The sequence below is a fragment of the Streptomyces sp. NPDC097640 genome (assembly GCF_040302705.1).
Classification (GTDB): Bacteria; Actinomycetota; Actinomycetes; order Streptomycetales; family Streptomycetaceae; genus Streptomyces.
In genome coordinates this window covers 38,587-65,235 of record NZ_JBEOSB010000008.1, presented here as the reverse complement: position 1 = coordinate 65,235, position 26,649 = coordinate 38,587, and the positions used below count along the sequence as shown (strand labels likewise).

Genomic DNA, 26,649 nt, shown 5'->3' with positions numbered 1-26,649 from the left:
CCCTCAAGGGAATCGCCGCATGTCACGACCTCCGGATACAACTACCCGGGTGAACAACACCGTCGAGCAGCCGGGCGTCGGCGCCGAGCTGAGACGCTGGCGCCGGGCGCGCCGGCTCAGCCAGCTCGAACTGGCCGCGCTGGCCGACACCACCCAACGCCACCTGAGCTTCATCGAAAGCGGCCGCTCCCAGCCGGGCCGCGCGATCCTCATCCGGCTCGCCGAATCGCTCCGCCTCTCCCTGCGGGAGCGCAACGACCTGCTCGGCAAGGCCGGTTACGCCCCCGTGTTCGCCGAGTCGGGCCTGGACGAGTCGGCGCTACAGCCGGTCCGTACGGCCCTCGAGCAGATCCTGCACGGCCATCTTCCCTACCCGGCGCTCGTCATCGCGCCGTACGGACGCGTGGTGGCGGCCAACGACGCCGTCGAGGTCTTCACCGAGGACGCGGCCCCCGAACTGCTCGTGCCCCCGGTCAATATGCTGCGGCTCATGCTCCACCCGGACGGGATGGCCTGCCGCGTCCGCAATCTGCCCGAGTGGGGCCGCCACGTCATCGAAAACCTCCGCGCCAGGGGCCGGCGCAGCCCGGACCCCCGCCTCGACGCGTTCACCGACGAGCTGGCCGCCTACGTCCCCCAGGCCCCCGTCGGCCCTGACCACCTCGGCTTCTCCGTCCCCATGCGACTGGCGTCGGCGGGCGGTGAGCTACGCCTCATCACCACGCTGACCTCCTTCGCCACCGCCACGGACATCACCCTCGCCGAACTCCACCTGGAGGCGTTTCTGCCCGCCGATCAGGCCACGGCGGAACTGCTGCGGATTCGGGCGGAGCGGCATCGAGGTGATCGACGTGCGTCCTCGCCGAGAGCGAGCGAAGAATTGAAATAAAGGCAGTTCAGAATCGATCCGAGAAGGTGACAGTGATGCGGAACTCGATCGTACGCACCCTGGCGACCGGCGCTGCGGCGGCCCTGCTGGCCAGTGGAGCGGCGGTGGCCTCCACGAGTACCGCTTTCGCGACCCCCGTCGCGTCGGTGACGCACGCCAAAGCAGCCTCCGCCCAGGACACGCCCTCGCCCACGCCCTCACCCACCATGACGGGCAAAAACTGTAAGGAAGTCAAGGCCAAGACCAAGACGGTCACCCACAACGGCAAGACCTACAAGATCTGGATCGAGGGCCACAAGGTCTGCTACATGAAGTGACCGTCGCCGGGCACTAGATCATCCGGTCGAACTCCCCCGCCTTCGCGGCCCGCTGAAGCGCGCGGAGCCGTCGCTCTCCCGGAGGTGGGGGTGGGCCGTGCCCCTTGCTCAGCCCATAGGTTCATTAGTAAGGTAGTGAACCAGTTGAGCAACGGAGGCATGATGTCACTCCTCGATGACGGCGGGCCGATCTTCGCCCAAATCGCTGCCGAGTTGGCGAATCAAATCGCCGACGGCACTGTGGGCGAGGGAGAACGAGTCGCGTCCAGCAACGAACTCGCGGCGTTCTACCGGGTCAACCCGGCCACGGCGGCGCGCAGCCTCACCGTCCTCTCGGACGAGGGCCTGGTGGAAAAGCGGCGTGGCGTCGGCATGTTCGTCGCGCAGGGGGCGCGGGAGCGGCTGGTGCAAGCCCGGCGGCGCCGCTTCGCCGACCGCTACGTACGGCCGCTGGCGGTCGAGGCGGCACGGCTCGGGATCGAGCTGGACGAACTGCTCGGGCTGGTACGCGAGGAGCTGACCTCGGTCGAGGTGACGACGGGAGGAGTGGCATGACGCCGGCGATCTCGGTAGCAGGGGTCGAGCGCCGCTACCGCGACCACCAGGCGCTGACCGATGTCACCTTCGACATCGACACGCCATGCATCGCCGGACTGCTGGGCCGCAACGGCGCCGGGAAGACCACGCTGCTGCGCATCCTGGCCGGCCAGGAGTTCGCCACCTCCGGGCGTGTGCACGTGTTCGGGGGCGGGCCGCTGGAGAACGATGCGGTGCTGCGCCGGATGATCCTCGTACGGGAGGACCAGACGTACCCCGACCTGCGGGTTCGGCACGCGGTCACAGCGGCGTCGCTGGTGTACCCGAACTGGGACGCCGACCTGGCCGGCACGCTGCTCGACGCGTACGAGCTGCCGCCGAACCGACCGATCAAGAAGCTGTCGCGCGGCATGCGGACGGCGCTCGGCATCACCGTCGGGCTGGCCGCCCGCGCCGAACTCACCCTGTTCGACGAGCCGTACGCGGGCCTGGACGCGGTCGCCCGCACGCTCTTCTACGACCAGTTGCTGGCCGACTACACCGCCCACCCACGGTGCATCGTGCTCTCGACCCACCTCATCGACGAGGCCGCCGAGCTCCTCGACCGGGTCCTGGTCCTCGACCACGGCCGACTGGTCCTCGACGCGCTCACCGACGACCTGCGCGGTACCGCCACGATCGTCACCGGCCCGGCCGGCGGCGTGGAACGGTTCGTCGCCGACCGCACCACGCTGAGCCGGCGCACGATGGGCACGCAGGCCAAGGCGGTGATGGTCGGTCGGCTCGACGAACGCGACCACGAACTCGCCGACCACCTCCGCCTGCGTCTGGAGGGGGTCAGCCTTCAGCAACTCGCGGTCTACGCGGCCGAGCGCCACGCCCCGTCCGGCCTCACGACAGCGAGAGCATCCTGATGCGTCCCACCCCGGTCGTCACCGTCGTCCGCTACCTGCTCCTCGATCGCGTCACCTATCTCGTTCTGCCCTGGGCGTGGGCGGCCTTCGGCTTCGTCCTCGACGTCGTGGTCCTGCGACTCACCCCGGCCGGTCACACCGACCACCGCTGGGTCGGCGGCCTGGCCGCGGTCTTCAGCGTGGTACTCGTCTTGGGCGTGCAGTCCGTTGCCCGCGCACTGCCGTTCGCCCTGGCCCTCGGAGTCAGCCGCCGTATCTACTTTCTCGGCGTCACCTCACTGGCCCTCGCCCTGGCCGTGTGCTTCGGTCTCGTCGTCGCGGTCGGCCAGACCCTCGAACGCGCGACCGGCGGATGGGGCATCAACATGGCCTACTTCCGCGTCCCCTACCTCCTGGACGGCCCCTGGTACCTGTCCTGGATCACCGCGACGACCACGTTCGTCCTCTTGTTCGTCTACGGAATGTGGTACGGCCTGATCTACCGCCGCGCCGGGCTACCCGGCACCGCGATCTTCGGCGCGGCACAGCTCGGCGCGCTGGCCCTCGCCGCGATCATCGCGACGTGGGTGCACGGCTGGACGGACATCGGCCACTTCTTCACCACCATCACCGCCCCCGGAGTCACCGCCGCCCTCGCCGCCGTCGTCGCACTCATGCTCGCCGGCGGCTTCGCCACCATCCGCCGCCTGACCGTGTAAGACCGCGCCGCACCCGGAAAAGCGCGCCGTGGACAGGCAGACGGGATCGAGGCCGCCTGCCGGGCCTGCCTGAACAACCGCGAGGGCCGCCCGGACCGTCGATACGGTCCGGGCGGCCCTCGTCATGGCCCGAGCAGCAAACGCTACGCGTGGACCACGTCCTTCTCCTCCGCGAAGTGGCACGCCGACTCGTGCGCCGCGGGCGTGTCCGTGCCCGCGAAGCGCTCGGGGATGGCGAGCAGCGGGGCCTCCTTGGCACAGCGGTCCTCGGCCTTCCAGCAGCGGGTGCGGAAGCGGCAGCCGGAGGGCGGGTTGGCCGGGGAGGGGACGTCTCCGGCCAGGATGATCCGCTCCCGGCCCTCGCGCGAGGACGGGTCGGGGACCGGCACCGCGGACAGCAGGGCCTGGGTGTACGGGTGGGTCGGGTGGTCGTAGATCTCGGTGTCGGTGCCGATCTCGGCCACCTTGCCCAGGTACATCACGCCGACGCGGTCGGAGATGTGACGCACGATGGACAGGTCGTGGGCGATGAAGAGGTAGGAGAGGTTGAACTCGTCCTGGAGCTTCTCCATCAGGTTGATGACCTGTGCCTGGACGGACACATCCAGCGCCGAGACCGGCTCGTCGCAGATGATGATCTCCGGGTTGAGCGCCAGACCGCGCGCGATGCCGATGCGCTGGCGCTGACCGCCGGAGAACTGGTGCGGATACCGGTTGATGTACTCCGGATTGAGGCCGACCACGTCCAGCAGCTCCTGGACCCTACGGCGGCGGTCACCCTTCGGGGCCACCTCCGGGTGGATCTCGAAGGGCTCCCCGATGATGTCGCCCACCGTCATCCGTGGATTCAGCGAGGTGTACGGGTCCTGGAACACCATCTGGATGTTGCGCCGGACCGCCTTCAGGGCACGCCCCGACAGCCTGGTGATGTCCTGGCCCTTGTAGAAGACCTCGCCCGCCGTGGCGGTCTCCAGGGTCATCAGCAGCTTGGCGACCGTGGACTTGCCGCAGCCGGACTCGCCGACGATGCCGAGGGTCTCGCCCTGGTAGAGGTCGAAGGAGACGCCGTCGACGGCCTTGACCGCGCCGATCTGCCGCCTGAACAGGATGCCCTGGGTCAGCGGGAAGTGCTTGACCAGGTTTCGCACCTGAAGGATCGGCTCGCCGCGCTCGACCGGGGCGTCGAGGGCGGCCACGGCCGCCTCCTCGGTGGCCGCCTCGACCACCTCGACCTCGGTCACGTTGGGGGTGGCGTCCATGGCCTCGTCGTTCTTGTCGGTCTCAGCCATGGATCGTCTCCTTCCAGAAGTGGCACGCGCTGCCGCGGCCCGGCAGCGGGGTGCCGTCCTGCTCCGTCACCGGCTCCAGCACAGGAACGTCGGTGCGGCAGATGTCCTGCGCCTTGGGGCAGCGCGGGTTGAAGGCGCAGCCCGTCGGGATCTTGAGCAGGTTGGGCGGCAGGCCCTTGATCGCGTAGAGCTCCTGGCCCTTGCGGTCCAGGCGCGGGATCGAGTCCAGCAGCCCCTGGGTGTAGGGGTGGGACGGGCGCTTGTAGAGCTCGTGGACCGGGGCGGTCTCGACGATCCGGCCCGCGTACATCACCGCGATCTTGTCGGCGACGTCGGCGACCACGCCCAGGTCGTGGGTGATCAGGATCAGGCCCATGTTGAACTCGCGCTGGAGCTCGGCGAGCAGATCCATGACCTGGGCCTGGACGGTGACGTCCAGGGCGGTCGTGGGCTCGTCGGCGATGATCAGGTCCGGCTCCAGCGCCATCGCCATGGCGATCATGATGCGCTGGCGCATACCGCCGGAGAACTGGTGCGGATAGTCCCCCACCCGCTCCTTCGCCGCCGGAATGCGCACCCGGTCCATCAGCTCGATGGCCTTGGCCTTGGCCGCCTTCTTGGACAGGCCCTGGTGGACCCGGAACATCTCGCCGAGCTGGTAGCCGACGGAGAGCACCGGGTTCAGCGAGGAGAGCGCGTCCTGGAAGATCATGGCGATCTTCCGGCCGCGGATCTTGCGGCGCTCCTCATTGGACATGGTGAGCATGTCCTCGCCGCGGAACAGGATCTGGCCCTGCGGGATCCTGCCGGGCGGCATGTCGAGGATGCCCATGATCGCCTGGGCGGTCACCGACTTGCCGGAGCCCGACTCGCCGAGCACGGCGAGGGTCTCGCCCGCGCTGACGCTGTAGTTGACGCCGTTGACGGCCTTGGCGACACCGTCCCGGGTGTGGAACTCGACGTGCAGATCGCGCACGTCCAGCAGCGGGGTGGCGTCGTCACCCTCGGTCTGCGCCGCCGGGGCGCTCGTGGTCTTCTCGATGGTGGTCACGTACGCCCTCCTCAGCGCAGCTTGGGGTCGAGGGCGTCGCGCACCGCGTCGCCGAGCATGATGAACGCGAAGACGGTGAGGCTCAGCATCCCCGCCGGGAACAGCATCACATGCGGATTGTCACGGATGGCGTCCTTGGCCGAGGAGATGTCCACGCCCCAGGAGACCGTCGGGTCGGCGAGGCCCAGGCCCAGGTAGGACAGCGTGGCCTCGGCAGAGATGTACGCACCGAGGGCGATCGTCGCGACGACGATCGTCGGGGCGATCGCGTTCGGCAGCACATGGCGCAGCAGGATCCTGGGCGTACCGGCGCCGAGAGCGCGCGCCGCCACCACGTAGTCCGCCTGCTTGGCGGTGATCACCGAGCTGCGCGTCACCCGCGCGATGGTGGTCCAGCCGAGGAACGCCAGTGCGCCGATGACGACATACACCTTGCGCTCGGTGAAGGCGTTCATCACGACCATGGTGCCGAGCAGGAACGGCAAGCCGAAGAAGATGTCGGTGATCCGGGAGATGATCGTGTCGATCCAGCCGCCGAAGTAGCCGGCCAGCATGCCGAGCACCCCGCCGACGAGCGTGACCACAACGGTGGTGCCGAGGCCGACCAGGACCGAGGCGCGGGTGCCGTAGATGACACGCGCGTAGATCGAGCGCCCCTGGCCGTCGTAGCCGAACCAGTCGGCCTGGAAGAAGTGGGTCAGCTCCGGCTTGGTCAGGAAGTGGTTGGTCAGGTCGCCGTCGCGCGGGTCGGCACCGGTGAACAGCCCCGGGAAGGCGGCGATGGCGAGCAGCAGCACCAGCAGGACCGCCGAGATCCAGAACATGGGCCGGTGGCGCAGCTCGTACCAGGCGTCGCCCCACAGGGAGCGCGGCTTGCCCTGGGGGGCGGGTCCGGCGGCCGGGGCGGCGGCCGGCTCGGCCGGCGGGGCCACCGTGTCGACCGCTGTGTCGGTCTTGGTCTTGGTCACGTCAGGCATAACGGATCCTCGGGTCCAGGACCGCGTACAGCAGGTCGACCAGCAGGTTGATCAGCAGGATGATGAGAACGAGGACCGTGACGATGCCGACGATCGTGATGCCCTCGCGCTGTACGAGCGCGGTGTACAGCAGGTTCCCGACACCCTGGACGTTGAAGATGCCCTCGGTCACGACCGCGCCGCCGATGAGGCTGCCCACGTCGGTGCCGAGGAAGGTGATCACCGGAATGAGCGAGTTGCGCAGCAGGTGGACGCCGACGATGCGGCGGCGCGGCAGGCCCTTGGCGAGCGCGGTGCGCATGTAGTCGGCGCGCAGGTTCTCCGCGAAGGTGGTGCGGGTCAGCCGGGCCACATACGCCATGGACAGCAGCCCGAGGACCAGGCCCGGCAGCAGCAGTTGCTCCAGGTTGGTGGAGTCCTGGACGTTGGGCGGCAGCCACTGGAGTTCGTCCGCGAAGAGGAACCGGGCGAGGTAGCCGAGGACGAACACCGGCATCGCGATGACGATGAGCGTGAAGATCAGCACGCCGGTGTCGACGGCCTTGCCGGCCTTCAGTCCGGCCCAGGCGCCGAGCCCGATGCCGACGATCATCTCGATGGTGAGGGCCACCGCCGCGAGCCGGAGGGTCACCGGGAACGCCCGGGTGATCTCGTCCAGGACCGGCTGGCCGCCGAACGTCTCGCCGAAGTCGCCCTTGAACAGGTTGACCATGTAGTCGACGTACTGCTGCCACAGGGGCTTGTCCAGCCCGAACTTGTGGCGCAGCTGCACGACCTGCGCGGGGTCCGCGGCCTTGTCGCCCCACATCGCCCTGATGGGGTCGCCGGGAAGGACGTGGATCATGAGAAAAATCAACAGAGTCGTCCCGATGAACACCGGGATCATCTGGAGCAGTCGCCTGAGGACGTAGCGCCCCATTATGCCTCCATGCCGTTGGGGGGCGGCGAAGGCCTCGTCTCGTCTCGTCTACAGCCACCGGGTGGGGGGACAAGTGGCGGGGCCTTGACGCCTGCGAGCCGGTGTCGCCGCTCCCCGGGGTGAGGGGCAGCGGCGACACCGGCAGGCGGTCCCGATGCTTACTTCTTCTTCACCTGAACGTCGGTGAAGATGGGGTCACCGTCCTGGCCGTACGGGATCTTCCCGAGGACGTTCTTGGACTGGCCGCTGTTGACCTTGTAGAACCACAGCGGGATCGCCGGCATGTCCTTGGCGAGGAGCTGCTCCGCCTGCTGGTACAGCTTCACCGTCTCGTCGAGCGTCGGGGCCTCGTCGGCCTTCTTGCTCAGCTTGTCGAACTCCTTGTTGGAGTAGCCGCTGGTGTTACCGGCGGAGGTGGTGCCGTACAGGTCGCGCATGAAGTTGGAGTTGACCGGGTAGTCGAGCACCCAGCCACCGCGGTACATCGACTTGACCTGGTGCTTGTCACGGGCGTTCAGGTCGGTCTGGAAGTCCGGCTTGGAGTCGCCCACGCACTCGATGTCGAGGGCCTTGCGGATGCTGTTGCAGACCGCGTCGACCCACTCCTTGTGCGGCTGGTCGGCGTTGTACTGGATGGAGATCTTGTTGCCCGGGACGCCGCCACCCTCCTCGACCAGCTTCTTGGCCTCGGCCGGGTTGTAGGTGACCTGCTCCTTGAGCGCACCCGGCTTGTAGCCGAGCACGCCGCGGGCGACATAGCTGTCGGCCGGGCTGCGCGAGCCGTGCAGCACAGTCTTGGTGATCGTGTCGCGGTCGATCGCCATCGACAGACCCTGGATGACCTTGGGGTCGATGTTCTTGAACTGCTTGGTGTAGAACGCCGGGACGATCGACTGGACCGCCGAGTACTCCTGGTCGATCGCGCGGGCACCCAGGTCGCTCTTGTAGTTGGTGAGCGCCGTGGTGGGCACCTGCTCGATCCAGTCGAGGGTGTCGGAGCGCAGGGCCGAGTAGGCGGCGTCGGCGGTGGTGTAGTTGACGAAGTCGATGCCGCCGTTCTTGGGCTTGTCCGGGCCCTGGTAGTCGGCGAACTTCCGGACCTTGATCATCTTCTTGTGGTCCCAGGAGACGAACTTGTAGGGACCGTTGCCGATCGGGTGCTCACCGGCGGCCTTGGGGTCCTTGAAGAACTCCTTGGGCAGCGGGGACCAGACGTCGTAGCCGAGCTTGTAGGCGAAGTACGAGACCGAGCTGGCCAGCTCGATCTTGAACTCGTTGTCGTTGACGACCTTCAGACCGGACATCTTGTCCGACTTGGGGTCACCCTTCGCCGGGTGGACATCCTCGTAACCCTTGATGTCCTGGAACCAGCTGGAGTTGGTCTGGGCGTTCTTGACGTTGGCCGACCAGTTCCAGGAGTCCACGTAGGACTGGGCGGTCACGGCCTCGCCGTTGTGGAACTTCCAGCCCGGCTTCAGCTTGACGGTCCAGACCGAGGAGTCCTTGTTCGGGGTGACGGACTCGGCGTTGACGTAGGTCAGCTTGCCGGTGCCCGGCTCATAGCCCACCAGCTGGGAGAAGACCGAGCGGATGACGCGGCTGCCCTGGCTCTCCTTGGCGTTCGCCGGCTGGAGCGGGTTCTGCGGCTCGCCGAGCTGGGCGGTCAGGATCCCGTTCGGGTCCGCCGACCCCTTGTTCATGTCCTTGCTGCCGCTGTCCTTGTTGTCGCCGCCACCACAGGCGGTTGCGGCCAGCGCCACAACCGCGGCCATCGCGACCCACTTGGCGCTCATCGCACCGCGCATGGGTAAGCCTCCTCAGGAGTCCACTGTCACTACGAAAAAAAGGGGGCCGCCGGAGACACGCTGACACCCCTGACAGCGAAAGGGACCGGAACCCCCCGTGTGCTCGTAGGCCTGCGCTCCCCACAGCGCGTGACCCATCGACCCGAGCCCAACGGACCCAATAATTGAGCACGGCAGTCCCGTTAACCACACTTTAAGGGTCTCGCTTTGGTCACAGGATCTACGCGCGGAGCTTCGAAATCCGGACAAAACTGCCGCAGACAGACACACGCGAAACGGACTGTTAACACATCATGCGGAGCGCATTCACCGATAATCGGACACTGGTTGTCGGATAAGAGCTTGACTGGCAAGTTGCTGACATGGCAGCGGCCCGGACCCCGGTCAAAGAAGCCGAGAGTCCGGGCCGCCGAATAGCGCAGACGCCATACCGGCCGATTACGTAGGGTAATCGGCCGGTATTATTTTTGATATCGCGTTTACGAGCGGTCGCGCGCGGCGTTACCGCTTCGCGCAGGCCTTACCGCTTCGCGCGGGCGGCGGTCCGGGCGCGGTCCTTCTGGTCCAGCACCAGCTTGCGGATACGGACCGTCTCCGGGGTCACCTCGACGCACTCGTCGTCGCGGCAGAACTCCAGGGACTGCTCCAGCGACAGCACCCGCGGCGGGACCAGGGACTCGGTCACATCCGCCGTCGAGGACCGCATGTTGGTGAGCTTCTTCTCCTTGGTGATATTCACATCCATGTCGTCGGAGCGGGAGTTCTCCCCGACGATCATGCCCTCGTACACCTCGGTGCCCGGGGAGATGAACAGCGTGCCCCGCTCCTGGAGGTTGGTCATCGCGAAGGCGGTCACCGCGCCCGAGCGGTCGGCCACCAGCGAGCCGTTGTTGCGGGTCTTCAGCTCCCCGAACCACGGCTCGTGGCCCTCGTGGATGGAGTGCGCGATACCGGTGCCCCTGGTCTGGGTCAGGAACTCCGTACGGAAGCCGATGAGGCCGCGGGAGGGCACGATGAACTCCATGCGGACCCAGCCGGAGCCGTGGTTGGACATGTTGTCCATCCGGCCCTTGCGGGTGCCCATGAGCTGGGTGACCGCGCCCATGTGCTCCTCGGGCACATCGATGGTGATGCGCTCGATGGGCTCGTGGACCTTGCCGTCGACCTCCCGGGTGACCACCTGCGGCTTGCCGACGGTCAGCTCGAAGCCCTCCCGGCGCATGGTCTCCACCAGGATGGCCAGCGCCAGCTCGCCCCGGCCCTGCACCTCCCAGGCGTCCGGGCGGTCGGTGGGCAGGACGCGCAGCGAGACATTGCCGATCAGCTCGCGCTCCAGGCGGTCCTTGACCAGGCGCGCGGTGACCTTCCGGTCCTTCACGACCGCCTTGTCCGCGCCCTTGCCGCCGGGGCCCCGGCCGACCAGCGGCGAGGTGTTGGTCCCGATGGTCATCGAGATGGCCGGCTCGTCCACCGTGATCAGCGGGAGGGCGATCGGGTTCTCGGGGTCGGCCAGGGTCTCGCCGATCATGATCTCCGGGATGCCCGCCACCGCGCAGATGTCGCCGGGCCCGGCCACCTCGGCGGGCTTGCGGGTGAGCGCCTCGGTCATCAGCAGCTCGGTGATCCGGACGTTGGAGATCGAGCCGTCGCGCTTGATCCAGGCCACGGTCTGGCCCTTCTTCAGCTCGCCCTGCTCGACGCGGAGCAGCGCGATACGGCCGAGGAAGTTGTCCGCGTCCAGGTTGGTGACATGGGCCTGGAGGGGGGCGCTCGCGTCGTACTCGGGGGCCGGGATGGTCCCCAGGAGGGTGGAGAAGAACGGCTCGAGACTGTCGCTGTCGGCCGGGACGGTGCCGTCCTCCGGCTTGTTCAGCGAGGCCACGCCGTCACGGGCGCAGGCGTAGACGATCGGGAACTCGATCTGCTCCTCGGTCGCGTCCAGGTCCAGGAAGAGGTCGTACGTCTCGTTGACGACCTCGTCGATCCGGGCGTCCGGGCGGTCGGTCTTGTTGATGCACAGGATGACCGGCAGCTTGGCCTGAAGCGCCTTGCGCAGCACGAAGCGGGTCTGCGGCAGCGGGCCCTCGGAGGCGTCCACCAGCAGCACGACCGCGTCGACCATGGACAGGCCGCGCTCGACCTCGCCGCCGAAGTCGGCGTGGCCGGGGGTGTCGATGATGTTGATGGTGACGGGGTCCCCGCCGCCCGCCGGGTGGTACTTGACGGCGGTGTTCTTCGCGAGAATGGTGATGCCTTTCTCGCGCTCCAGGTCATTGGAGTCCATGACCCGGTCGTCGACGTGCTGGTGGGCGGCGAACGCGCCGGCCTGCTTGAGCATGGCATCGACGAGGGTCGTCTTGCCGTGGTCGACGTGGGCGACGATGGCAACGTTACGGATGTCGTGGCGCGTGGGCACTGCGGCGCTTCTCCCGGAATCGTGGATGGCGGCGCGCCCGGTCCGGTACGCCCGCCCGCCGGGCAGATCACGCCACGGCCTCACCCCATGGTACGTGGGCGGGGAGGTAACGGGCGCCCCGCCCACGTACGGCCGGTGGGCCGGGCTCAGTCCCGCGCGCGGTCGCCCTCGCGACAGCCCAGCCTGGCGGCCTCGCGCGCGGCGTCGGTCGCGTCCTTGCCCAGCTTCTCGCCGCACGCCAGGATGATCTCGATCCCGCCGTCGTCCCAGGTCACCACGTGGCCGGAGCTGACCGTCTCGTCCCCGCAGGCATAGCGGAAATCGGCCTCGACCAGGTCGTACGCGCGGGCCATGACATAGCGGCCAGGTACTCCGGCCTCGCCGTAGGAGGAGTCCTTGTCCTTGTCGTACGCGGTCGTCTGCCCGATACGGTCAGCCAGGGGGACGACCGGCTTCGCCTGCTGGGCCAGACTGCGGATCGACTGCTTCGCGGGCAGAGTCGCGCCCTGTGTCCGGACGGACACGGTGTAGCGGGCCACCGTCTCGACGCCATCGGTACTGACCTTGGCGCCCCTCTTGACCTTGGTGGCGACCGCCATATCGGTCACCGCCGGGCGCCGGGAGACATTCAGCCAGGTGTACGTGCCGTCGGCGCACGCCTTTTTGGCCGCGATGTTCTGGGCGCCGCCGCGGGCGGCCCCGCCGGAGTCGTCGGAGTCGTCGGAGCCGCCGGACGAACAGCCCACCGCCCCCGCCATGATCGCTACAGCCGCGACCGCCGTGGTCAGTCCGCGCTTCATGTCGCTCCCCCGTGTGTCCAATGTCCTGGTCAGGTGCCATGATCCATGTCGACTGGCTTCTCCGGCAAGGGAGTTGAGCCAGCCCTGAGAGTTACTCCCGGAAGCCGATGTCCTGGTAGCGCGGGGTGGCGAAGCCGAAGGCGCCCGCGTTGACGACCTTCTTCCCGGCCGCGACCAGCTGCGGGCGCTGGTAGAGCGGGATCGACCCGGCCGCCGCCCAGATCCGCGCGTCCGCGCGGCTGACCAGGGCCCGGGCGGAGCCGGCGTCCAGCTCGGCGACCGCCTGGTCGAACAGCTGGTCGATCTGGTCCGTGCCGACCCGGGTGTAGTTCTGCTCGACGACCAGCGAGCCGTCGGTGGCGGGCTGCGGCTTGGCGTAGATCGGGCGGCCGTCCGTGGCGGGGTAGGCGCTGGCGGGCCAGGAGTAGAGGGCGAGGTCGTAGTCGCCCGAGGCGATGTGGTCCTTGAAGTAGCCGCTGCCCGAGACCTTGGTGATCCGGGTGCGCACGCCGATCGCCTCCAGCATCCGCGCGATGCGCCGGCTGACCGTGCCCAGCGGGGCGGTGCCGGACCCGGTCGGCACCACGAAGCGCAGCTCCAGCGGCCGGCCGTTCTTGCGTACGACCGCCGCGGCGGCGCGCCCGGCCTTGCCCGAGCGGCCCGCGTCGCCCGCGTCGGGGCCCGCCCCGCTGCCGCCGTCCCGCGCCTTGTCACCCTTGTCACGGCCCTGGTCGTCCGTCCCGGCGCCGAGCGCCTTCCGCCGGTCCGAGGCGGACGCGGCGCGCCAGCCCGCGTCGGCGAGCAGGGACTGGGCGGCGTGGGTGTCCTGGCCGCCGATGGCGCCGCTGTGGTCCTTGTAGCCCTGCTGGCCGGCCATCAGCAGATGGTTGCCGAGCGGCTTGTCCGGCAGGCCCACGGGGGCCAGCACCAGCCGTGCGAGGGCCTTGCGGTCGATCGCGCGGGCCACCGCGCGGCGCACCCGCTCGTCGGCGAGCGGGCCCTTGGTGCCGTTCAGGGCGAGCTGGGTGTACGCGGGCTCCAGGGCCTTGCGCACGGTGAACCTGCGCAGGGCCGCCGCCTCGGCCCGCGCCTTCTTCGAGCCGTTCTCCTCGGCCCAGGCGCGCAGCGAGTCGGCCGCGTCCCGGCCGTCCGCCGCCAGGTCCGCCGGGTCCTCGCGCGGGGGCTGGTCCTGGGCCGCTCCGGGCCGGGCCGAGGGCTCGGCCGCGGCCTGCTTCGCCTTCTCCTTCTTCGCGTCCTTCTTCCTCGGCGTCTCGCCCGCGTCCTGGATCCGCTCGGCCGTCGCCCGGTCGACCTCGGCCAGATCGACCTGCCCGGCCAGCAGCGCGGCCGCCCGCTCCTTGGCCGGCACGGTCTTGAAGACCAGCTTGTCGAGCCGGGCCCGATCGCCCCACCAGCGGGGGTTGCGCACCAGCGTGACGTTCTTGGTGCCGCCGGTGTTGCTGCGCATCATGAACGGGCCGGCGCTGACCGCCAGGCCCCGGCGCCTGCCGTCGTTGAAGGCGGCCGCGGTGCTCATCACGCTCTTCGGGTAGAGCGGGGTGAACAGCGAGCGCCAGTCCGCGTACGGCTTGGCGAAGGTGACCTCGACCTCGTGCTCCCCGTCACCGCGCGCGACCTTGGCGATGCGGTCGTACCCGGCGTTGCGGGCCGTCCAGTACGCGCCGTCCGCGCCGCGCAGCGCCTTCCACTGGGCGATGAAGTCCTCGGCGCCGATCGGGCGCCCGTCGGTCCAGACCGCCTTCGGGCTGAGCTTGTAGCGCACGACCTGCTTGGGCTCGCGGTCCACCACGTCGGCGGCCTCGAGGTAGTCGGGGTTGCGCTGCGGGCTGCCCCGGCCGTCCAGGGTGAACAGGGACGGCAGCACGGCGCCGGCGATCCGCTGGGTGCCGCTGTCGGCGTTGGTCTGGAAGACGTTGAACGTCCCGGGTGCCGCGTCCAGGGCCCAGCGCAGCGTCCCGGTGCCGGCCACCTTGTCGCGGGCGACCGGGGCCACGTCCCGCCGGGCGGCGGTGGGCGAGCTGTCGTCCTCACTGGAGCTGCATCCGCTCACCCAGGGCAGCGGCAGCAGCACTCCCGCGGCGAGCAGCGCGACGCGGCGGCGCTTGGCGATGGACATGACGCGTACCTCCGGTGGGCCTGAGCGCCCGGATGGACCGGGTGAGCCGGGATTATGCACATTTGGCATATTGTGACACTCATCGCATATACTCCTCACTCAAAGCGACGGTTCAGGGAACAGCACGCCGAGACGGCCATGGAGGGGAAAGGATCACTCGACCGGGTCAATCCGGCGGGCGCACGCCCCCGCGCGCGAGGGGGCGATCGCCCCGGTGGCTCCGCGAATCGCGACAGATCCCTTCCCAACCGTGACCATGACGCGCAACACTCGCTGTCGCATGAGCGTCGCCAACCGCAACCGCGGAAGTGAGGGCTAGCCATGTCCTTGAACGACGACTTGACGGCCGTCCAACGCTGTCTCGACGACCTGGTCCGTTCCGTCACCCGGCTCGAGCAGTCGGTCGGCACCCAGGGCCTGGAGATACGCCGCGTCCGTACCGACGCGGACCACCTGCGCGAGAGCCTCGCCCTGCTCCGCGAGTCCGCCCCCGGCGAGCGGTCGCGCCCCGAGATGGTGCTGGTTCCCGACGCGCCGTACAACAGTGCGCTCTGGTTGGACGTCGACGACGAGGGACTCGGCGTACGCGACCATCACGCACCCTGAGGCGCGTACGCTGTGTGACCGGTGCGCGACGCGAGGTGACCCGCCGGGCGGGCGCCTACGCCCACCGTCCCGCCGCCCACACCGCGTGAGCGCCGCCCCGCCATCCCATCCCGCCCGCACACACTCCACACGGAGTTCCCTTTGGCCACAGGCACCGACCCCCGGGCCCCGCACGGCGTACACACGCCCTCGCGAGCCGCCGTCCCGGCCCGCCATCTGCGAACCGACCGCTGGTGGCTCGCGCCCGCGGCCACCGCCGCCGGGCTGTTCGCCTTCATCGTCTACTCGACCTGGCGGGCCTTCTCCGGAGACGACTACTACGCCGAGCCGTACGTCTCGCCCTTCTACTCGCCCTGTATCGCGCAGAACTGCGTGCCCATGAAGGGCGGCGCGAACTGGGAGATCTTCGGCGCGTGGTGGGGCCTGTCCCCCGCCCTGCTGATCCTGATCTTCCCGCTGGGCTTCCGGCTGACCTGCTACTACTACCGCAAGGCCTACTACCGGGGCTTCTGGGCCTCGCCCCCGGCCTGCGCGGTCCCCGAGCCCCGCGCCAAGTACACCGGCGAGACCCGCTTCCCGCTGATCCTCCAGAACATCCACCGCTACTTCTTCTACTTCGCGGTGATCGTCGCCGGGATCCTCACCTACGACACGGTGCTCGGCTTCCGTGACGAGCACGGCCGGTGGGGCCACATGGGCCTCGGCACCCTGGTGCTGCTCGTCAACATCGCGCTGATCTGGGCGTACACCATCTCCTGCCACTCCTGCCGGCACATCGTCGGCGGCCGGCTGAAGCACTTCTCCCGGCATCCGGTGCGCTATCGGCTGTGGGGCTGGGTCAGCAAGCTCAACGCGCGCCATATGCAGCTGGCCTGGGCGTCGCTGGTGAGCGTGGCCGTGGCCGACTTCTATGTCTATCTGCTCGCGAGCGGCGCCTTCGACGACCCGCGCTTTTTCTAGGAGAGGTGCCCAACAACATGACGCAAGTCGAACGGCAGTCGTGGGACGTGGTCGTGGTCGGCGCCGGCGGCGCCGGGCTGCGGGCCGCGATCGAGGCGCGCGAGCAGGGCAAGCGGTGCGCCGTCATCTGCAAGTCGCTCTTCGGCAAGGCCCACACCGTGATGGCCGAGGGCGGCATCGCCGCCAGCATGGGCAATGTCAACGAGGGCGACAACTGGCAGGTGCACTTCCGGGACACCATGCGCGGCGGGAAGTTCCTCAACCACTGGCGGATGGCGGAGCTGCACGCGCAGGAGGCGCCGGACCGGGTCTGGGAGCTGGAGACCTGGGGCGCGCTCTTCGACCGCACCTCCGACGGCAAGATCTCCCAGCGGAACTTCGGCGGCCATGAGTACCCCCGCCTCGCCCATGTCGGGGACCGCACCGGCCTGGAGCTGATCCGCACCCTCCAGCAGAAGATCGTCTCCCTCCAGCAGGAGGACAAGGCCGAGTTCGGCGACTACGAGGCGCGGCTGAAGGTCTTCCAGGAGTGCACGGTCACCCGCGTCCTCAAGGACGAGGCGGGCGAGCGGGTCGCCGGGGTCTTCGGCTACGAGCGCGAGTCCGGCCGCTTCTTCCTCATCGAGGCCCCCGCGGTGGTGCTGGCCACCGGCGGCATCGGCAAGTCCTTCAAGGTGACCTCCAACTCCTGGGAGTACACCGGAGACGGCCACGCGCTGGCGCTGCTGGCCGGGGCGCCGCTGGTCAACATGGAGTTCGTGCAGTTCCACCCGACCGGCATGGTCTGGCCGCCCTCGGTCAAGGGCATCCTGGTGACCGAGTCGGTGCGCGGCGACGGCGGGGTGCTGCGCAACAGCGAGGGCAAGCGCTTCATGTTCGACTACATCCCGGATGTGTTCAAGGAGAAGTACGCCCAGACCGAGGACGAGGGCGACCGCTGGTACGAGGACCCGGACCACAACCGCCGCCCGCCCGAGCTGCTCCCCCGCGACGAGGTCGCCCGCGCCATCAACTCCGAGGTCAAGGCGGGCCGGGGCTCCCCGCACGGCGGGGTCTTCCTCGATGTCTCCACCCGGATGCCCGCCGAGGTCATCAAGCGGCGGCTGCCCTCCATGCACCACCAGTTCAAGGAGCTGGCGGACGTCGACATCACCGCCGAGCCCATGGAGGTCGGCCCGACCTGCCACTACGTGATGGGCGGCGTGGACGTCGACCCGGACACCACGGCCGCCACCGGCGTACCCGGCCTGTTCGCCGCGGGCGAGGTCGCGGGCGGGATGCACGGCTCCAACCGGCTGGGCGGCAACTCCCTCTCCGACCTGCTGGTCTTCGGCCGGCGCGCGGGGCTGCACGCGGCCCGGTACGCGGAGGAGGCGGCCGCGGCCGAGCAGCGGCCGGAGCCGGACGAAGCGCAGATCGACCTGGCCGCGGCCGAGGCGCTGCGCCCGTTCAGCGCCGAGGGCGGCGATCCGCAGCTCTCCAGCGGCCCGGCCGAGAATCCGTACTCGCTCCACCAGGAGCTCCAGCAGACCATGAACGACCTGGTGGGCATCATCAGGAAGGCCGGCGAGATGCAGGAGGCGCTGCACCGCCTGGCCAATCTGCGGGTGCGGGCGCGGCGCGCCGGAGTGGAGGGGCACCGGCAGTTCAACCCCGGCTGGCACCTGGCCATCGACCTGCGCAACATGCTGCTGGTCAGCGAGTGCGTGGCGCGCGCCGCGCTGGAGCGGACCGAGAGCCGCGGCGGGCACACCCGCGACGACTATCCGGAGATGGACCGCGAGTGGCGGCCGGTCAACCTGGTCTGCCGGCTCTCCGACCCCTCGGGCGGGCTGGCGGCACCGGACGCGCGGCAGGGGCAGATCCGGCTGGAGCGGCGCAGCACCCCGCCCATCCGCCCCGATCTGCTGGGCCTGTTCGAGAAGGACGAGCTGGCGAAGTACCTGACGGACGAGGAGCTCACCCAGTGACGGCGTACGAGGCCCACTTCAAGGTGTGGCGGGGCGACGTGGAAGGCGGCGGTCTGAAGGACTTCCACGTCGAGGTCAATGAGGGGGAGGTCGTTCTGGACATCGTCCACCGCATCCAGGCGACCCAGGCCCCGGACCTGGCGGTCCGCTGGAACTGCAAGGCGGGCAAGTGCGGCTCCTGTAGCGCCGAGATCAACGGCCGGCCCCGGCTGCTGTGCATGACCCGGATGTCGGTTTTCGGCCGCGACGAGACGCTCACCATCACCCCGCTGCGGGCCTTCCCGGTCATCCGGGACCTGGTGACGGATGTGTCGTTCAACTACGCCAAGGCGCGCGAGGTGCCGTCCTTCGTGCCGCCCGAGGACCTGGGACCGGGCGAGTACCGGATGTGGCAGGAGGACGTGGAGCGGTCCCAGGAGTTCCGCAAGTGCATCGAGTGCTTCCTGTGCCAGGACACCTGCCATGTGGTGCGCGACTTCGAGGAGAACAAGGAGGCCTTCGCCGGGCCCCGGTTCCTGATGCGCGTCGCCGAGCTGGACATGCACCCGCTGGACGCGGCGGCCGAGACCGGGCTCGACCGCAAGCGCGCGGCCCAGGAGGAGCACGGCCTGGGCTACTGCAACATCACCAAGTGCTGCACCGAGGTCTGCCCCGAGGGGATCAAGATCACGGACAATGCGCTGATCCCGCTCAAGGAGCGGACGGTGGACCGCAAGTACGACCCGCTGGTGTGGCTGGGCAACAAGATCCGCCGCCGCGAGTCGTCCTGACCGTTTGCGGAGGGGCCGGGCCGCCTGCGGCCCGGCCCGTCACCACATGCTGAGCAGCGCCTCGACCGAGTCCGGGGTGGACGACTGCCCGTTCGGCAGCGCCAGCTCGAACCAGACCGTCTTGCCGTGCGGGGTGCGCCGGCTGCCCCAGCCGGCGCTGAGCAGGCCGACCAGCTGGAGTCCGCGCCCGCCCTCGTCGGTGTCGCGGGCGCGCCGGCGCCGGGGCTGGACCAGGCCGCCGTCCCAGACCTCGCAGACCAGCGTGCGGTCCAGCAGCAGGCGCAGCCGGATCTCGCCCTCGCCGTACCGCAGGGCGTTGGTGACCAGCTCGCTCACCAGCAGCTCAGTGGTGTCCACCAGGTCGTCCATGCCCCAGGACTCCAGCTGCTCCCGGGCCAGTTCCCGGGCGCGGCCGACCGACTTGGGCTCGCTGGGCAGCTGCCAGTCGCCGACCGACTCCGCCGACAGGCCCTGCATCCTGGCCATGAGGAGGGCGATGTCGTCCTCGCCGTGGTGGGTGTCCAGGGTGGACAGAACGTGGTCGCAGACGTCCTCCAGGGAGCCCGCCACGGCCTTTGCCCCGTCCGAGCCGGCAGGGATGTCCAGGGACGCGCGCAGGGCCTGGAGGCCCTCGTCCAGCGAGTGGTCGCGGGACTCGACCAGGCCGTCGGTGTAGAGCGCGAGCAGCGCGCCGTCGGGGAGTTCGACCTCGATCTCCTCGAACGGCTCGCCGCCGACGCCGAGCGGCATGCCGGGCGGTACGTCCATCAGCAGGGCGGACTCGCCCGGTTCGACGAGGACGGGGGGCGGGTGGCCGGCGTTGGCGAAGGTACAGCGGCGGGTGACCGGGTCGTACACCGCGTAGACGCAGGTGGCGAGGTAGACCTCGGCCAGGCCCGCGAGGTCGGAGGAGCCGTCGGCGGCTCTGCCGCCGCGGGCGCGCGAGCCGGACCGCCCGCCGCCCTGCGAGCCGCCGGGCGCGCCGAGCCCGCGGGCGATCTCGTCGAGCGCGGAGAGGACCTCGGCGGGCTCCAGGTCGAGCAGCGCCAGCGTCCGTACGGCGGTGCGCAGCTCGCCCATGGCGACGGCGGCGCGCAGGCCGCGGCCCATCACATCGCCGACCACCAGGGCCGTGCGGTGTCCGGGCAGTTCGATGACGTCGAACCAGTCGCCGCCCACCTCGGTCGCCGCGTTGCCCGGCAGATAGCGGCAGGCGATGTCGAGCCCGGCGGCCTCGGGGTCGCCGGGCGGCAGCAGGCTGCGCTGAAGTATCAGCGCGCGCTCGTGCTCCCTGCGGTAGAGGCGGGCGTTGTCGATGGAGACGGCGGCGCGGGCGGCGAGTTCCACGGCGAGGGCGGTGTCCCGCTCGCCGAAGGGCTCGCTGCCCTTGGTGCGGGAGAACTGGGCGAGGCCGACGATCGTGTCGCGCGCGACCATCGGCACCACCAGGGTGGACTGGAGCATCGTGCCCAGTTCGAGGCTCTCGGCGCTGTCGCGGCCGGGGACGACGCGGGCCCGGGCGGTGCGCAGGGCCACGGCGCAGGGCGAGTTGAAGGGGTAGCGGTGCACCTCGCCGACCTGGACGGGCTCGGTGGCCCCGCCCTCTCCGTCGCTACCTGCGCGGTAGCTGTCGCCGAAGGCGACCGGGCCGTCCGAGACGGCGCTGGCGAAGGCGACGCGGCGCAACTCGGCGCTGCCGTCGGCCAGCCCGGGCGGGGTCTCGTCGCCGGAGAGCAGCCCCTGGTAGAGGTCGACGGAGGCCAGGTCGCAGAACTGCGGTACGGCCACGTCCAGCAGCTCGCGCGCGGTGGTCTCCAGGTCGAGGGAGGTGCCTATTCGGGCCCCGGCCTCGTTCAGCAGTGCCAGGTTGCGGCGTACGCCCGCGGCCTCCTGCTCGGCGCGGCGGCGGCCGGTCACATCGGTGGCGAGACCGGCCACGCCGATGGGGCGGCCCGAGCCGCTGTGCAGCCGGTACAGCGAGACCGACCAGCGGCGCCGCTCGGGGTTGCCGGGCACGGTGCCCACGATGGGCATGTCGGTCAGCGACTGCCCGCTGTCGAGCACCTGGCGCAGGGCGGCGGCGAGCCGGTCGGCCTCGCCGCGCGGCAGCAGGTCGTACGCGGAGGCGCCGCGGTACGACTCGGCGGGGCGGCCGAAAACCGTCGCAAACCGCTCATTGACGCGGAGCATGCGCAGATCGGTACCGAAGAGAAAGAAACCGAGCGGAGATTGACCGAAAACGGCCTGCGAGGCGGCGAGGTCGGTCTCCAGCCCGCGCAGGGCCGTCACATCCACGGCGATGCACAGGGCGGAGCGCTCACCGTGCTCGGTCTCCGCCGGCATCACATAGACCTCGGCGATGCCATGCCCGTGGGGCGCCCGGGGGTTGTGATACGGGACGAGCCCCGTCCACTCTCTGCCGTCGAGGATGTCCGCGACCGTGCGGCGGCTGGCCTCGTGCAGCTCCGGCGGCACGAACGCCTCCACCGGGTCCTTGCCGATGGCCTGTTCGGCGGTCAGCCCGAGGAGCTCGGTGGCGCGCCCGCTCCACTGCGCGATCCGGCCGTCGGGCCCCAGCGAGAACGAGGCGACCCGGATGTAGTCGTAGATCGAGCCGGGCGGGCTGCTCTGCCACACCGTCGGAGCGGACGAAAGGGAGGGTTCGTGCGAACTGGATGACAGTGCTGGCAACCGGGATGGAACGGGCACAAGAGATGAAGAGGGCTTCGCGCGCGAGGCGGACGAATCCGACGATGAGGATGTACGCGAATCCGGCGACATCTGCGAACCAACCGCCTCCTCGGGGATGTCCGCCCCCGCTGGCTTCTCGCTCATGCGCCCGTCCCCTCCGGCTCAGGTGCTCCGACCGGCTCTCAGATAGCGAGTATCCAGCACCTCGGCCATCCGGAGTACGGTCTTCACGATCACAGCACTATCTCAGCCCGCGTTCAGGTTCCGTCCCGGCTTTTTGACAAGCGCTCAAGATCAGTGCTCTCTCACACTCTTAACCGGGCAGAGCCAGCTCGAACCACACCGTTTTCCCAGCGCCGTCCCGCCGGGAGCCCCAGCGCAGCGCGCTGCGAGCCACCAACTGGAGACCGCGGCCACCCTCATCCTCCAGGGCGGCCACGCGCTCGCGCGGCGGGTCGGCGAGCGGGTCGGAGACCTCGACCAGCAGGACCGGGTCGGCCGCGGCGCGTTCGCGAAGGGCGTACATACGAACGCCGATCGGACCGCTGGCATGCCGCAGCGCATTGGTGACCAACTCGCTCACCAGCAACATTGTCACATCACCGAGCGGCGTCAGACCCCAGCCGTCCAGCGCCTGGCGCACCCGGGAGCGGACCGTCCGCACGGCCACGGGGTCGGCGGGGAAGACCCACTCGACGAAGCCGAGCCCGCCGGACCCGGAGCCGGGCGCTCCTGAGCTGTCCGTCACGCCGATCACTTCCCCCGACATGTGCAATCCCCGCCGGAATGTGCGGATTCAGGGAGGTTAATCAGTACATACCCGATATCCGGGCCCGGTACCGTCACCGCTCTGAAGGCTTCCGCGACCGCGGGAAGGGGCGGGGTGGGGTGGCTGGGGGAAAGTCCTCAGCCGCGCAGCCGGCGGATCGCCTCGGCCACCGCCGGGCGGTCCTCGTCCAGCCAGTCGACCTCGTTCACGCGGTCGGGCGGGAGCCAGCGCAGCTCATCGTGGTCCTCCAGCGGGCGCGGCTCGCCGGAGCACAGCTCCGCGGTCCACACCTGGAGGACGTACCCCGGCTTCAGGGTCCACTCGCCGGGCAGCCGCTCCAGCGGCCGTACCTCGACGCCCAGCTCCTCACGCAGCTCCCGGACCAGGGTCTGCTGCGGGGTCTCGCCCGGCTCGGCCTTGCCGCCGGGCAGCTCCCAGCGGCCGGCGAGCTCGGGCGGGGCGCTGCGCCGCGCGGCCAGCAGCCGCCCCTGGTCGAACACCGCTCCGCCCACCACCACGCGCACCGTCATGCGCCGCACCCTACGGGAGCAAAGGCGCGGGGGGAGGCGTACAGGGGGAGCGGGACGGCTCAGCGGACCTGGCGGGAGGCCTCGGTCCGCTCGACGACGTAGAGCCGCTCCTCGGTCCGCGAATCGAGCCGGTCGGCCACTTCCTGGGCCTCGGTCTTGGTGGCGTAACGGCCGACGCGATAGCGATTGCCGTTGTCGTCCTGGCGGATGACGAGCCATGGCAGGACGGCATTGGTGTCACTCATCGGTCCGCCCCCTCCAATCTGGCGCGCCCCCACGCACGCCTCCGTGACTCCGGTAAGGAATTCCCGATCCGCATATGCCCGAGCCTACGCCCAACCTTCACGCACCGGATACGCCTTCTTACAACGAGGTACTCATCCGGCCACGCGGCCGGTCATCGGCGGTGTGGCCGGTCGAGGTGTCGCCTCGCCGAGGCGACACTCTCGTCCGGACCGCATCGTGTCAGACGCCCGCGGCGGCCTTCTCGCGACGGTCGTCGCCCGCCTCGCCCGCGCCGTCGGTGCCCTCCGCGTTCGCGGCCTCGGCCTCGGCGGCCAGCTCCTGCTCGGCCTGCACCAGGGACGGGTTGCGCCATGCGCTGGTCACGCCCCAGCCGTAGAAGAACAGACCGATCACGGCCACGATCACCAGGTCCCAGCCCTCGGGCAGATAGCCGCGACCACCGTAGTCCTTACCGCCGGCCCACGAGACCAGCGCCATGACCAGCAGGTACGCCACCATCCAGGCGCCCGCCAGCAGATGCGGCTTCAGCTCGGCCCACGGCTTGCGCAGCTCGTACCAGGCCCAGATCGGCAGACCGATGGCCATGATGAAGATGACCTTGCCGGTCAGCGGCCAGCGGGCCCAGTAGAGGACGAGCGAGCCGAAGACCATCGCGATCGGCGCGATGATCGGCATCGCGCGCAGCTTCACCGGGCGCGGCAGGTCCGGGGAGAGGCGGCGCAGCGACATCACGGCCACCGGGCCGGTGATGTACGAGATGACGGTCGCGACGGAGACGATCTCGGCGAGCGAGCCCCAGCCGCGGAAGACCGCGAGGAACGCGAACGCGATCACCAGGTTGAGCACCAGCGCCGGGCGCGGGATGCCGGTCTTGGGGTCGACCTTGCCGAAGATCTTGGGCAGATGACCGTTCTCCTGCACACCGTGGATCATGCGGGAGGTGGTGGCCGCGTAGATCATGCCGGTGCCGGACGGGGAGATGAATGCGTCCGCGTACAGCAGCAGCGCCAGCCAGTTCAGGCCCCAGGCGGTGGCCAGGTCGGCGAGCGGGGAGTTGAAGGACAGGCTCGACCAGCCGCCGTGCGACAGGTCGGCGGCCGGGACCGCGCCCAGGAAGGCGACCTGGAGGGCGACGTAGATCACCAGCGAGATGAGGATGGAGCTGATGACGGCCTTGGGCAGGGACTTGCCGGGGTTGCGCGCCTCGCCCGCCATGTTGAGCGGGGACTGGAAGCCGTTGTACGCCCAGACGATGCCGGAGACCGCGACGGCGGTGAACACCGAGCTCCAGCCGTTGGGGGTGAAGCCGCCGTTGCCGCTGATGTTGCCACTGTCGAAGTGGGCCAGCAGCAGAGCGCCCGCGGTCAGCGCCGGGACGACCAGCTTGAAGACGGTGATCGCGGTGTTGGTCTTCGCGAAGAGGGTGATCGCGAACCAGTTGAGGAAGAAGTAGAAGACCAGCAGGACGGAGGCGAGGATGACGCCGGTGCCGGTCAGCTCCTTCCCGTCGTACAGGTGCTTCGCCCAGCCGAAGTCCCAGGAGCTCATGTACTGGATGGAGGCCGTGGCCTCACCCGGGATCACCGAGACGATGGCGATCCAGTTGGCCCAGGCGGCCAGATAGCCGGCGAGCGAGCCGTGCGAGTACTGCCCGTACCGGACCATGCCGCCGGCCTTGGGGAACATCGAGCCGAGTTCGGAGTAGGTCAGCGCGATGGTCAGTGCCACCGCGGCACCGATCACCCACGCGAGAATTGCGGCGGGGCCGGCCAGCGACGCGGCTCGCTCGGCACCGAAGAGCCAGCCGGAGCCAATGATGGAACCGAGGCCGACCGCGGTGAGCGACACCGTTCCGAGCGACCTTTTGTAATGCGAGTGGGAACCTTGTTCATTGCTCAACGTCCCTGACACTCCCTTCGTCCCCGATAGCTGTACCTGATGCAAACGCGCGTCATCGTACAAGCGAATTGAAGGGGTTCTTCGCGGGTTTGAGCTGAGTTTGAGGTCCACCCCTCACGGATGCGCTCTTTACCGCATCAACGCAGGTCAATCACTGGTAAAATCCATGAGAAGCATAAGTCAAGGGGGGTTTGGTGGACCCTTCGCGGGATCTTTACCGGCCGGGCACGGGACTTATTGATCCCGCCCGCAATCGCCTATAACCCACCGAGGAAGCGACGACCCTTCCTCAATGTTCGTGCACAGATACCGCGAATGGGCCCGGATGGCTGAGTGACGCGAGTTGCGTACGATGTGCCGCTTTTCATGCAGCAGCCACGGACCTCAAATCTACCTCAAATTCCACCGAGCTCAAATTCAGCTCAAACCCTTATCCGATAACTGGAGTTGAGGAATGTTTCCGCTCACTTCACCGGGAGGTGGTATGCGACGCGGTACCGCTCGGCCAGCACCACCACATCGGCCGTCTCGACGGGGCGGCCGCCCGCGAAATACGTACGCGAGATGACGAGGACGGCATGGCCCGGCACCCCGCCCAGCGTCAGCACCTCCTCCGCCCGGCCGGGCCGCGCGGAGACCTCCTCCGTCACGTTGTCCACCACCAGGTCGATGGCCGCCATCCGCTCGACCACGCCGCGCCCGGCCAGCGGCCCCTCCTCGGGCAGCATCACGGGCGAACGGCCGGTGACGGCGAGCGGCTCCCAGGACGTGGAGATCATCACCGCGTCCCCCGCGGCGCGGAACACATAGCGGGTGCGCATGACGCGCTCGCCGGGCGCGATGCCCAGCCGCCGGGCGGTCTCGCGCCCGGCCTCCTCCCGCTCGCTGCTCGACTCCCAGGTGCCGATGATCCGGTCGTCGGCCTGCTCCTGGCGGAACGGGTTGGACCTGCCGCGGTCGTGGTAGCCGGTGCGGATCAGCCGGCGCGGGACGGGAAGCGCGCGGACATAGGTACCCGAGCCGGAGCGCCCCTCGACCAGACCCTCGGCCATCAGCACCTTGCGCGCCTCGAGGGCGACGGTGTCGGAGACCCCGTACTCCTGGCGGATCCGGGCCTGGGAGGGGAGACGGGTATGCGGTGGCAGCTCGCCGGTGGTGATCTTCTTCCGGAGGTCGTCGGCGACGCGGAGGTATGCGGGCTGGTCACCAAAGGCCACGTGCGCTCCCAGTGGTTGACAGTCGGCAACAGCTTCGCAACCGAGGGTTGTCGTACGCAACTACAGGCCAGAGCTTCACCAGAAGTGGTGAACCGCAGCTCAGAGACGTTTACTTCGACAACGGCGCATAAGGCCGCTATCAATGGCGATCAACGCCCGAAACATCTCCGCACACCGCCGTACACCTCCCGTACACCGCCGTCCGCCCGGCGCTCAGTGCTGTTCAGTGTTGTTCAGTGCCG

At 69.4% G+C, this 26,649-nt stretch carries 23 protein-coding genes; 9 read left to right on the top strand and 14 right to left on the bottom strand.

The features are described 5' to 3' along the window. The first annotated feature begins 49 nt into the window (after positions 1–49). From ABTY62_RS14145 to ABTY62_RS14125, 5 genes are all read left to right on the top strand, one after another. Positions 50–889 (top strand): MmyB family transcriptional regulator, encoded by an 840-nt coding sequence (locus ABTY62_RS14145; RefSeq protein WP_352129687.1) that lies wholly within the window; start codon positions 50–52, stop codon positions 887–889. 35 nt (positions 890–924) lie between these two features. Then, the gene (locus tag ABTY62_RS14140; RefSeq protein ID WP_352129686.1) at positions 925–1,206 is read left to right on the top strand and encodes a hypothetical protein; all 282 of its coding nucleotides are present in this window, start codon (positions 925–927) and stop codon (positions 1,204–1,206) included. A 162-nt stretch (positions 1,207–1,368) separates the two neighbouring features. Beyond that, complete coding sequence (locus tag ABTY62_RS14135; protein WP_352129685.1) at positions 1,369–1,761, top strand: GntR family transcriptional regulator; 393 nt, start codon at positions 1,369–1,371, stop codon at positions 1,759–1,761. Next, on the top strand, positions 1,758–2,657 hold the full coding sequence (locus ABTY62_RS14130) for an ATP-binding cassette domain-containing protein (RefSeq protein ID WP_352129684.1): 900 nt from the start codon (positions 1,758–1,760) through the stop codon (positions 2,655–2,657). The genes ABTY62_RS14135 and ABTY62_RS14130 overlap by 4 nt, the downstream gene beginning before the upstream one ends. Continuing rightward, positions 2,657–3,355: a hypothetical protein gene (locus tag ABTY62_RS14125; protein WP_352129683.1), complete on the top strand. Its 699-nt coding sequence runs from the start codon at positions 2,657–2,659 to the stop codon at positions 3,353–3,355. Before ABTY62_RS14130 ends, ABTY62_RS14125 begins: the two co-directional genes overlap by 1 nt. A 143-nt stretch (positions 3,356–3,498) precedes the next feature. On the opposite strand, the gene ABTY62_RS14120 is transcribed toward ABTY62_RS14125, so the two are convergent. The 8 genes from ABTY62_RS14120 to ABTY62_RS14085 form a co-directional block, all read right to left on the bottom strand. Further along, positions 3,499–4,644 (bottom strand): ABC transporter ATP-binding protein, encoded by a 1,146-nt coding sequence (locus ABTY62_RS14120; RefSeq protein WP_352129682.1) that lies wholly within the window; start codon positions 4,642–4,644, stop codon positions 3,499–3,501. After that, entirely contained in the window at positions 4,637–5,695 is a 1,059-nt protein-coding gene (locus tag ABTY62_RS14115) for an ABC transporter ATP-binding protein (protein ID WP_352129681.1), read from the bottom strand. Before ABTY62_RS14115 ends, ABTY62_RS14120 begins: the two co-directional genes overlap by 8 nt. Before the next feature lie 11 nt (positions 5,696–5,706). After that, positions 5,707–6,672 (bottom strand): ABC transporter permease, encoded by a 966-nt coding sequence (locus ABTY62_RS14110; RefSeq protein WP_352129680.1) that lies wholly within the window; start codon positions 6,670–6,672, stop codon positions 5,707–5,709. Further along, positions 6,665–7,591, bottom strand: a complete 927-nt coding sequence (locus ABTY62_RS14105; RefSeq protein ID WP_352129679.1) for an ABC transporter permease — start codon at positions 7,589–7,591, stop codon at positions 6,665–6,667. Before ABTY62_RS14105 ends, ABTY62_RS14110 begins: the two co-directional genes overlap by 8 nt. A 158-nt stretch (positions 7,592–7,749) precedes the next feature. Then, the gene (locus ABTY62_RS14100) at positions 7,750–9,396 is read right to left on the bottom strand and encodes a peptide ABC transporter substrate-binding protein (protein WP_352129678.1); all 1,647 of its coding nucleotides are present in this window, start codon (positions 9,394–9,396) and stop codon (positions 7,750–7,752) included. 520 nt (positions 9,397–9,916) lie between these two features. After that, a complete protein-coding gene (typA, locus tag ABTY62_RS14095) occupies positions 9,917–11,812 on the bottom strand; it encodes a translational GTPase TypA (RefSeq protein ID WP_352129677.1) in 1,896 nt (631 codons plus the stop codon). Between the two features lie 146 nt (positions 11,813–11,958). Continuing rightward, entirely contained in the window at positions 11,959–12,612 is a 654-nt protein-coding gene (locus ABTY62_RS14090) for a hypothetical protein (RefSeq protein ID WP_352129676.1), read from the bottom strand. Positions 12,613–12,703: 91 nt separating this feature from the next. After that, positions 12,704–14,749: an ABC transporter family substrate-binding protein gene (locus tag ABTY62_RS14085; RefSeq protein WP_352129675.1), complete on the bottom strand. Its 2,046-nt coding sequence runs from the start codon at positions 14,747–14,749 to the stop codon at positions 12,704–12,706. Positions 14,750–15,070: 321 nt separating this feature from the next. Here ABTY62_RS14085 and ABTY62_RS14080 point away from each other — a divergent pair, with 321 nt between their 5' ends. The 4 genes from ABTY62_RS14080 (at position 15,071) to ABTY62_RS14065 (ending at position 19,055) form a co-directional block, all read left to right on the top strand. Then, the gene (locus ABTY62_RS14080) at positions 15,071–15,355 is read left to right on the top strand and encodes an Rv0250c family protein (RefSeq protein WP_311727578.1); all 285 of its coding nucleotides are present in this window, start codon (positions 15,071–15,073) and stop codon (positions 15,353–15,355) included. 141 nt (positions 15,356–15,496) lie between these two features. Then, a complete protein-coding gene (gene sdhC / locus ABTY62_RS14075) occupies positions 15,497–16,315 on the top strand; it encodes a succinate dehydrogenase subunit SdhC (RefSeq protein ID WP_352129674.1) in 819 nt (272 codons plus the stop codon). A 17-nt stretch (positions 16,316–16,332) separates the two neighbouring features. Beyond that, the gene (locus tag ABTY62_RS14070; protein WP_352129673.1) at positions 16,333–18,285 is read left to right on the top strand and encodes a fumarate reductase/succinate dehydrogenase flavoprotein subunit; all 1,953 of its coding nucleotides are present in this window, start codon (positions 16,333–16,335) and stop codon (positions 18,283–18,285) included. Further along, on the top strand, positions 18,282–19,055 hold the full coding sequence (locus ABTY62_RS14065) for a succinate dehydrogenase/fumarate reductase iron-sulfur subunit (RefSeq protein WP_352129672.1): 774 nt from the start codon (positions 18,282–18,284) through the stop codon (positions 19,053–19,055). The genes ABTY62_RS14070 and ABTY62_RS14065 overlap by 4 nt, the downstream gene beginning before the upstream one ends. A gap of 39 nt (positions 19,056–19,094) precedes the next feature. On the opposite strand, the gene ABTY62_RS14060 is transcribed toward ABTY62_RS14065, so the two are convergent. The 6 genes from ABTY62_RS14060 to ABTY62_RS14035 all read right to left on the bottom strand — a co-directional run bounded on the left by ABTY62_RS14060 (position 19,095) and on the right by ABTY62_RS14035 (position 26,407). Continuing rightward, on the bottom strand, positions 19,095–21,890 hold the full coding sequence (locus ABTY62_RS14060) for a SpoIIE family protein phosphatase (protein WP_352129671.1): 2,796 nt from the start codon (positions 21,888–21,890) through the stop codon (positions 19,095–19,097). A gap of 169 nt (positions 21,891–22,059) precedes the next feature. Continuing rightward, a complete protein-coding gene (locus ABTY62_RS14055) occupies positions 22,060–22,515 on the bottom strand; it encodes an ATP-binding protein (protein WP_352129670.1) in 456 nt (151 codons plus the stop codon). Positions 22,516–22,652: 137 nt separating this feature from the next. Beyond that, on the bottom strand, positions 22,653–23,045 hold the full coding sequence (locus ABTY62_RS14050; RefSeq protein WP_352129669.1) for a (deoxy)nucleoside triphosphate pyrophosphohydrolase: 393 nt from the start codon (positions 23,043–23,045) through the stop codon (positions 22,653–22,655). A 59-nt stretch (positions 23,046–23,104) separates the two neighbouring features. Next, positions 23,105–23,290, bottom strand: coding sequence for an SPOR domain-containing protein (locus tag ABTY62_RS14045; protein ID WP_352129668.1), 186 nt, complete (start codon positions 23,288–23,290; stop codon positions 23,105–23,107). Between the two features lie 220 nt (positions 23,291–23,510). Then, positions 23,511–25,190: an APC family permease gene (locus tag ABTY62_RS14040; RefSeq protein ID WP_352129667.1), complete on the bottom strand. Its 1,680-nt coding sequence runs from the start codon at positions 25,188–25,190 to the stop codon at positions 23,511–23,513. 464 nt (positions 25,191–25,654) lie between these two features. Continuing rightward, the gene (locus ABTY62_RS14035; RefSeq protein ID WP_352129666.1) at positions 25,655–26,407 is read right to left on the bottom strand and encodes a GntR family transcriptional regulator; all 753 of its coding nucleotides are present in this window, start codon (positions 26,405–26,407) and stop codon (positions 25,655–25,657) included. Positions 26,408–26,649 lie beyond the last annotated feature (242 nt).

Coding starts and splice junctions, on each gene's coding strand:
- ABTY62_RS14100 (WP_352129678.1), bottom strand. CDS start 9,396: ATGCGCGGTGCGATGAGCGCCAAGTGGGTCGCGATGGCCGCGGTTGTG.
- ABTY62_RS14085 (WP_352129675.1), bottom strand. CDS start 14,749: ATGTCCATCGCCAAGCGCCGCCGCGTCGCGCTGCTCGCCGCGGGAGTG.
- ABTY62_RS14125 (WP_352129683.1), top strand. CDS start 2,657: ATGCGTCCCACCCCGGTCGTCACCGTCGTCCGCTACCTGCTCCTCGAT.
- ABTY62_RS14090 (WP_352129676.1), bottom strand. CDS start 12,612: ATGAAGCGCGGACTGACCACGGCGGTCGCGGCTGTAGCGATCATGGCG.
- ABTY62_RS14105 (WP_352129679.1), bottom strand. CDS start 7,591: ATGGGGCGCTACGTCCTCAGGCGACTGCTCCAGATGATCCCGGTGTTC.
- ABTY62_RS14070 (WP_352129673.1), top strand. CDS start 16,333: ATGACGCAAGTCGAACGGCAGTCGTGGGACGTGGTCGTGGTCGGCGCC.
- ABTY62_RS14045 (WP_352129668.1), bottom strand. CDS start 23,290: ATGAGTGACACCAATGCCGTCCTGCCATGGCTCGTCATCCGCCAGGAC.
- ABTY62_RS14060 (WP_352129671.1), bottom strand. CDS start 21,890: ATGAGCGAGAAGCCAGCGGGGGCGGACATCCCCGAGGAGGCGGTTGGT.
- ABTY62_RS14055 (WP_352129670.1), bottom strand. CDS start 22,515: ATGTCGGGGGAAGTGATCGGCGTGACGGACAGCTCAGGAGCGCCCGGC.
- ABTY62_RS14050 (WP_352129669.1), bottom strand. CDS start 23,045: ATGACGGTGCGCGTGGTGGTGGGCGGAGCGGTGTTCGACCAGGGGCGG.
- ABTY62_RS14120 (WP_352129682.1), bottom strand. CDS start 4,644: ATGGCTGAGACCGACAAGAACGACGAGGCCATGGACGCCACCCCCAAC.
- ABTY62_RS14135 (WP_352129685.1), top strand. CDS start 1,369: ATGTCACTCCTCGATGACGGCGGGCCGATCTTCGCCCAAATCGCTGCC.
- ABTY62_RS14140 (WP_352129686.1), top strand. CDS start 925: ATGCGGAACTCGATCGTACGCACCCTGGCGACCGGCGCTGCGGCGGCC.
- ABTY62_RS14110 (WP_352129680.1), bottom strand. CDS start 6,672: ATGCCTGACGTGACCAAGACCAAGACCGACACAGCGGTCGACACGGTG.
- ABTY62_RS14080 (WP_311727578.1), top strand. CDS start 15,071: ATGTCCTTGAACGACGACTTGACGGCCGTCCAACGCTGTCTCGACGAC.
- ABTY62_RS14130 (WP_352129684.1), top strand. CDS start 1,758: ATGACGCCGGCGATCTCGGTAGCAGGGGTCGAGCGCCGCTACCGCGAC.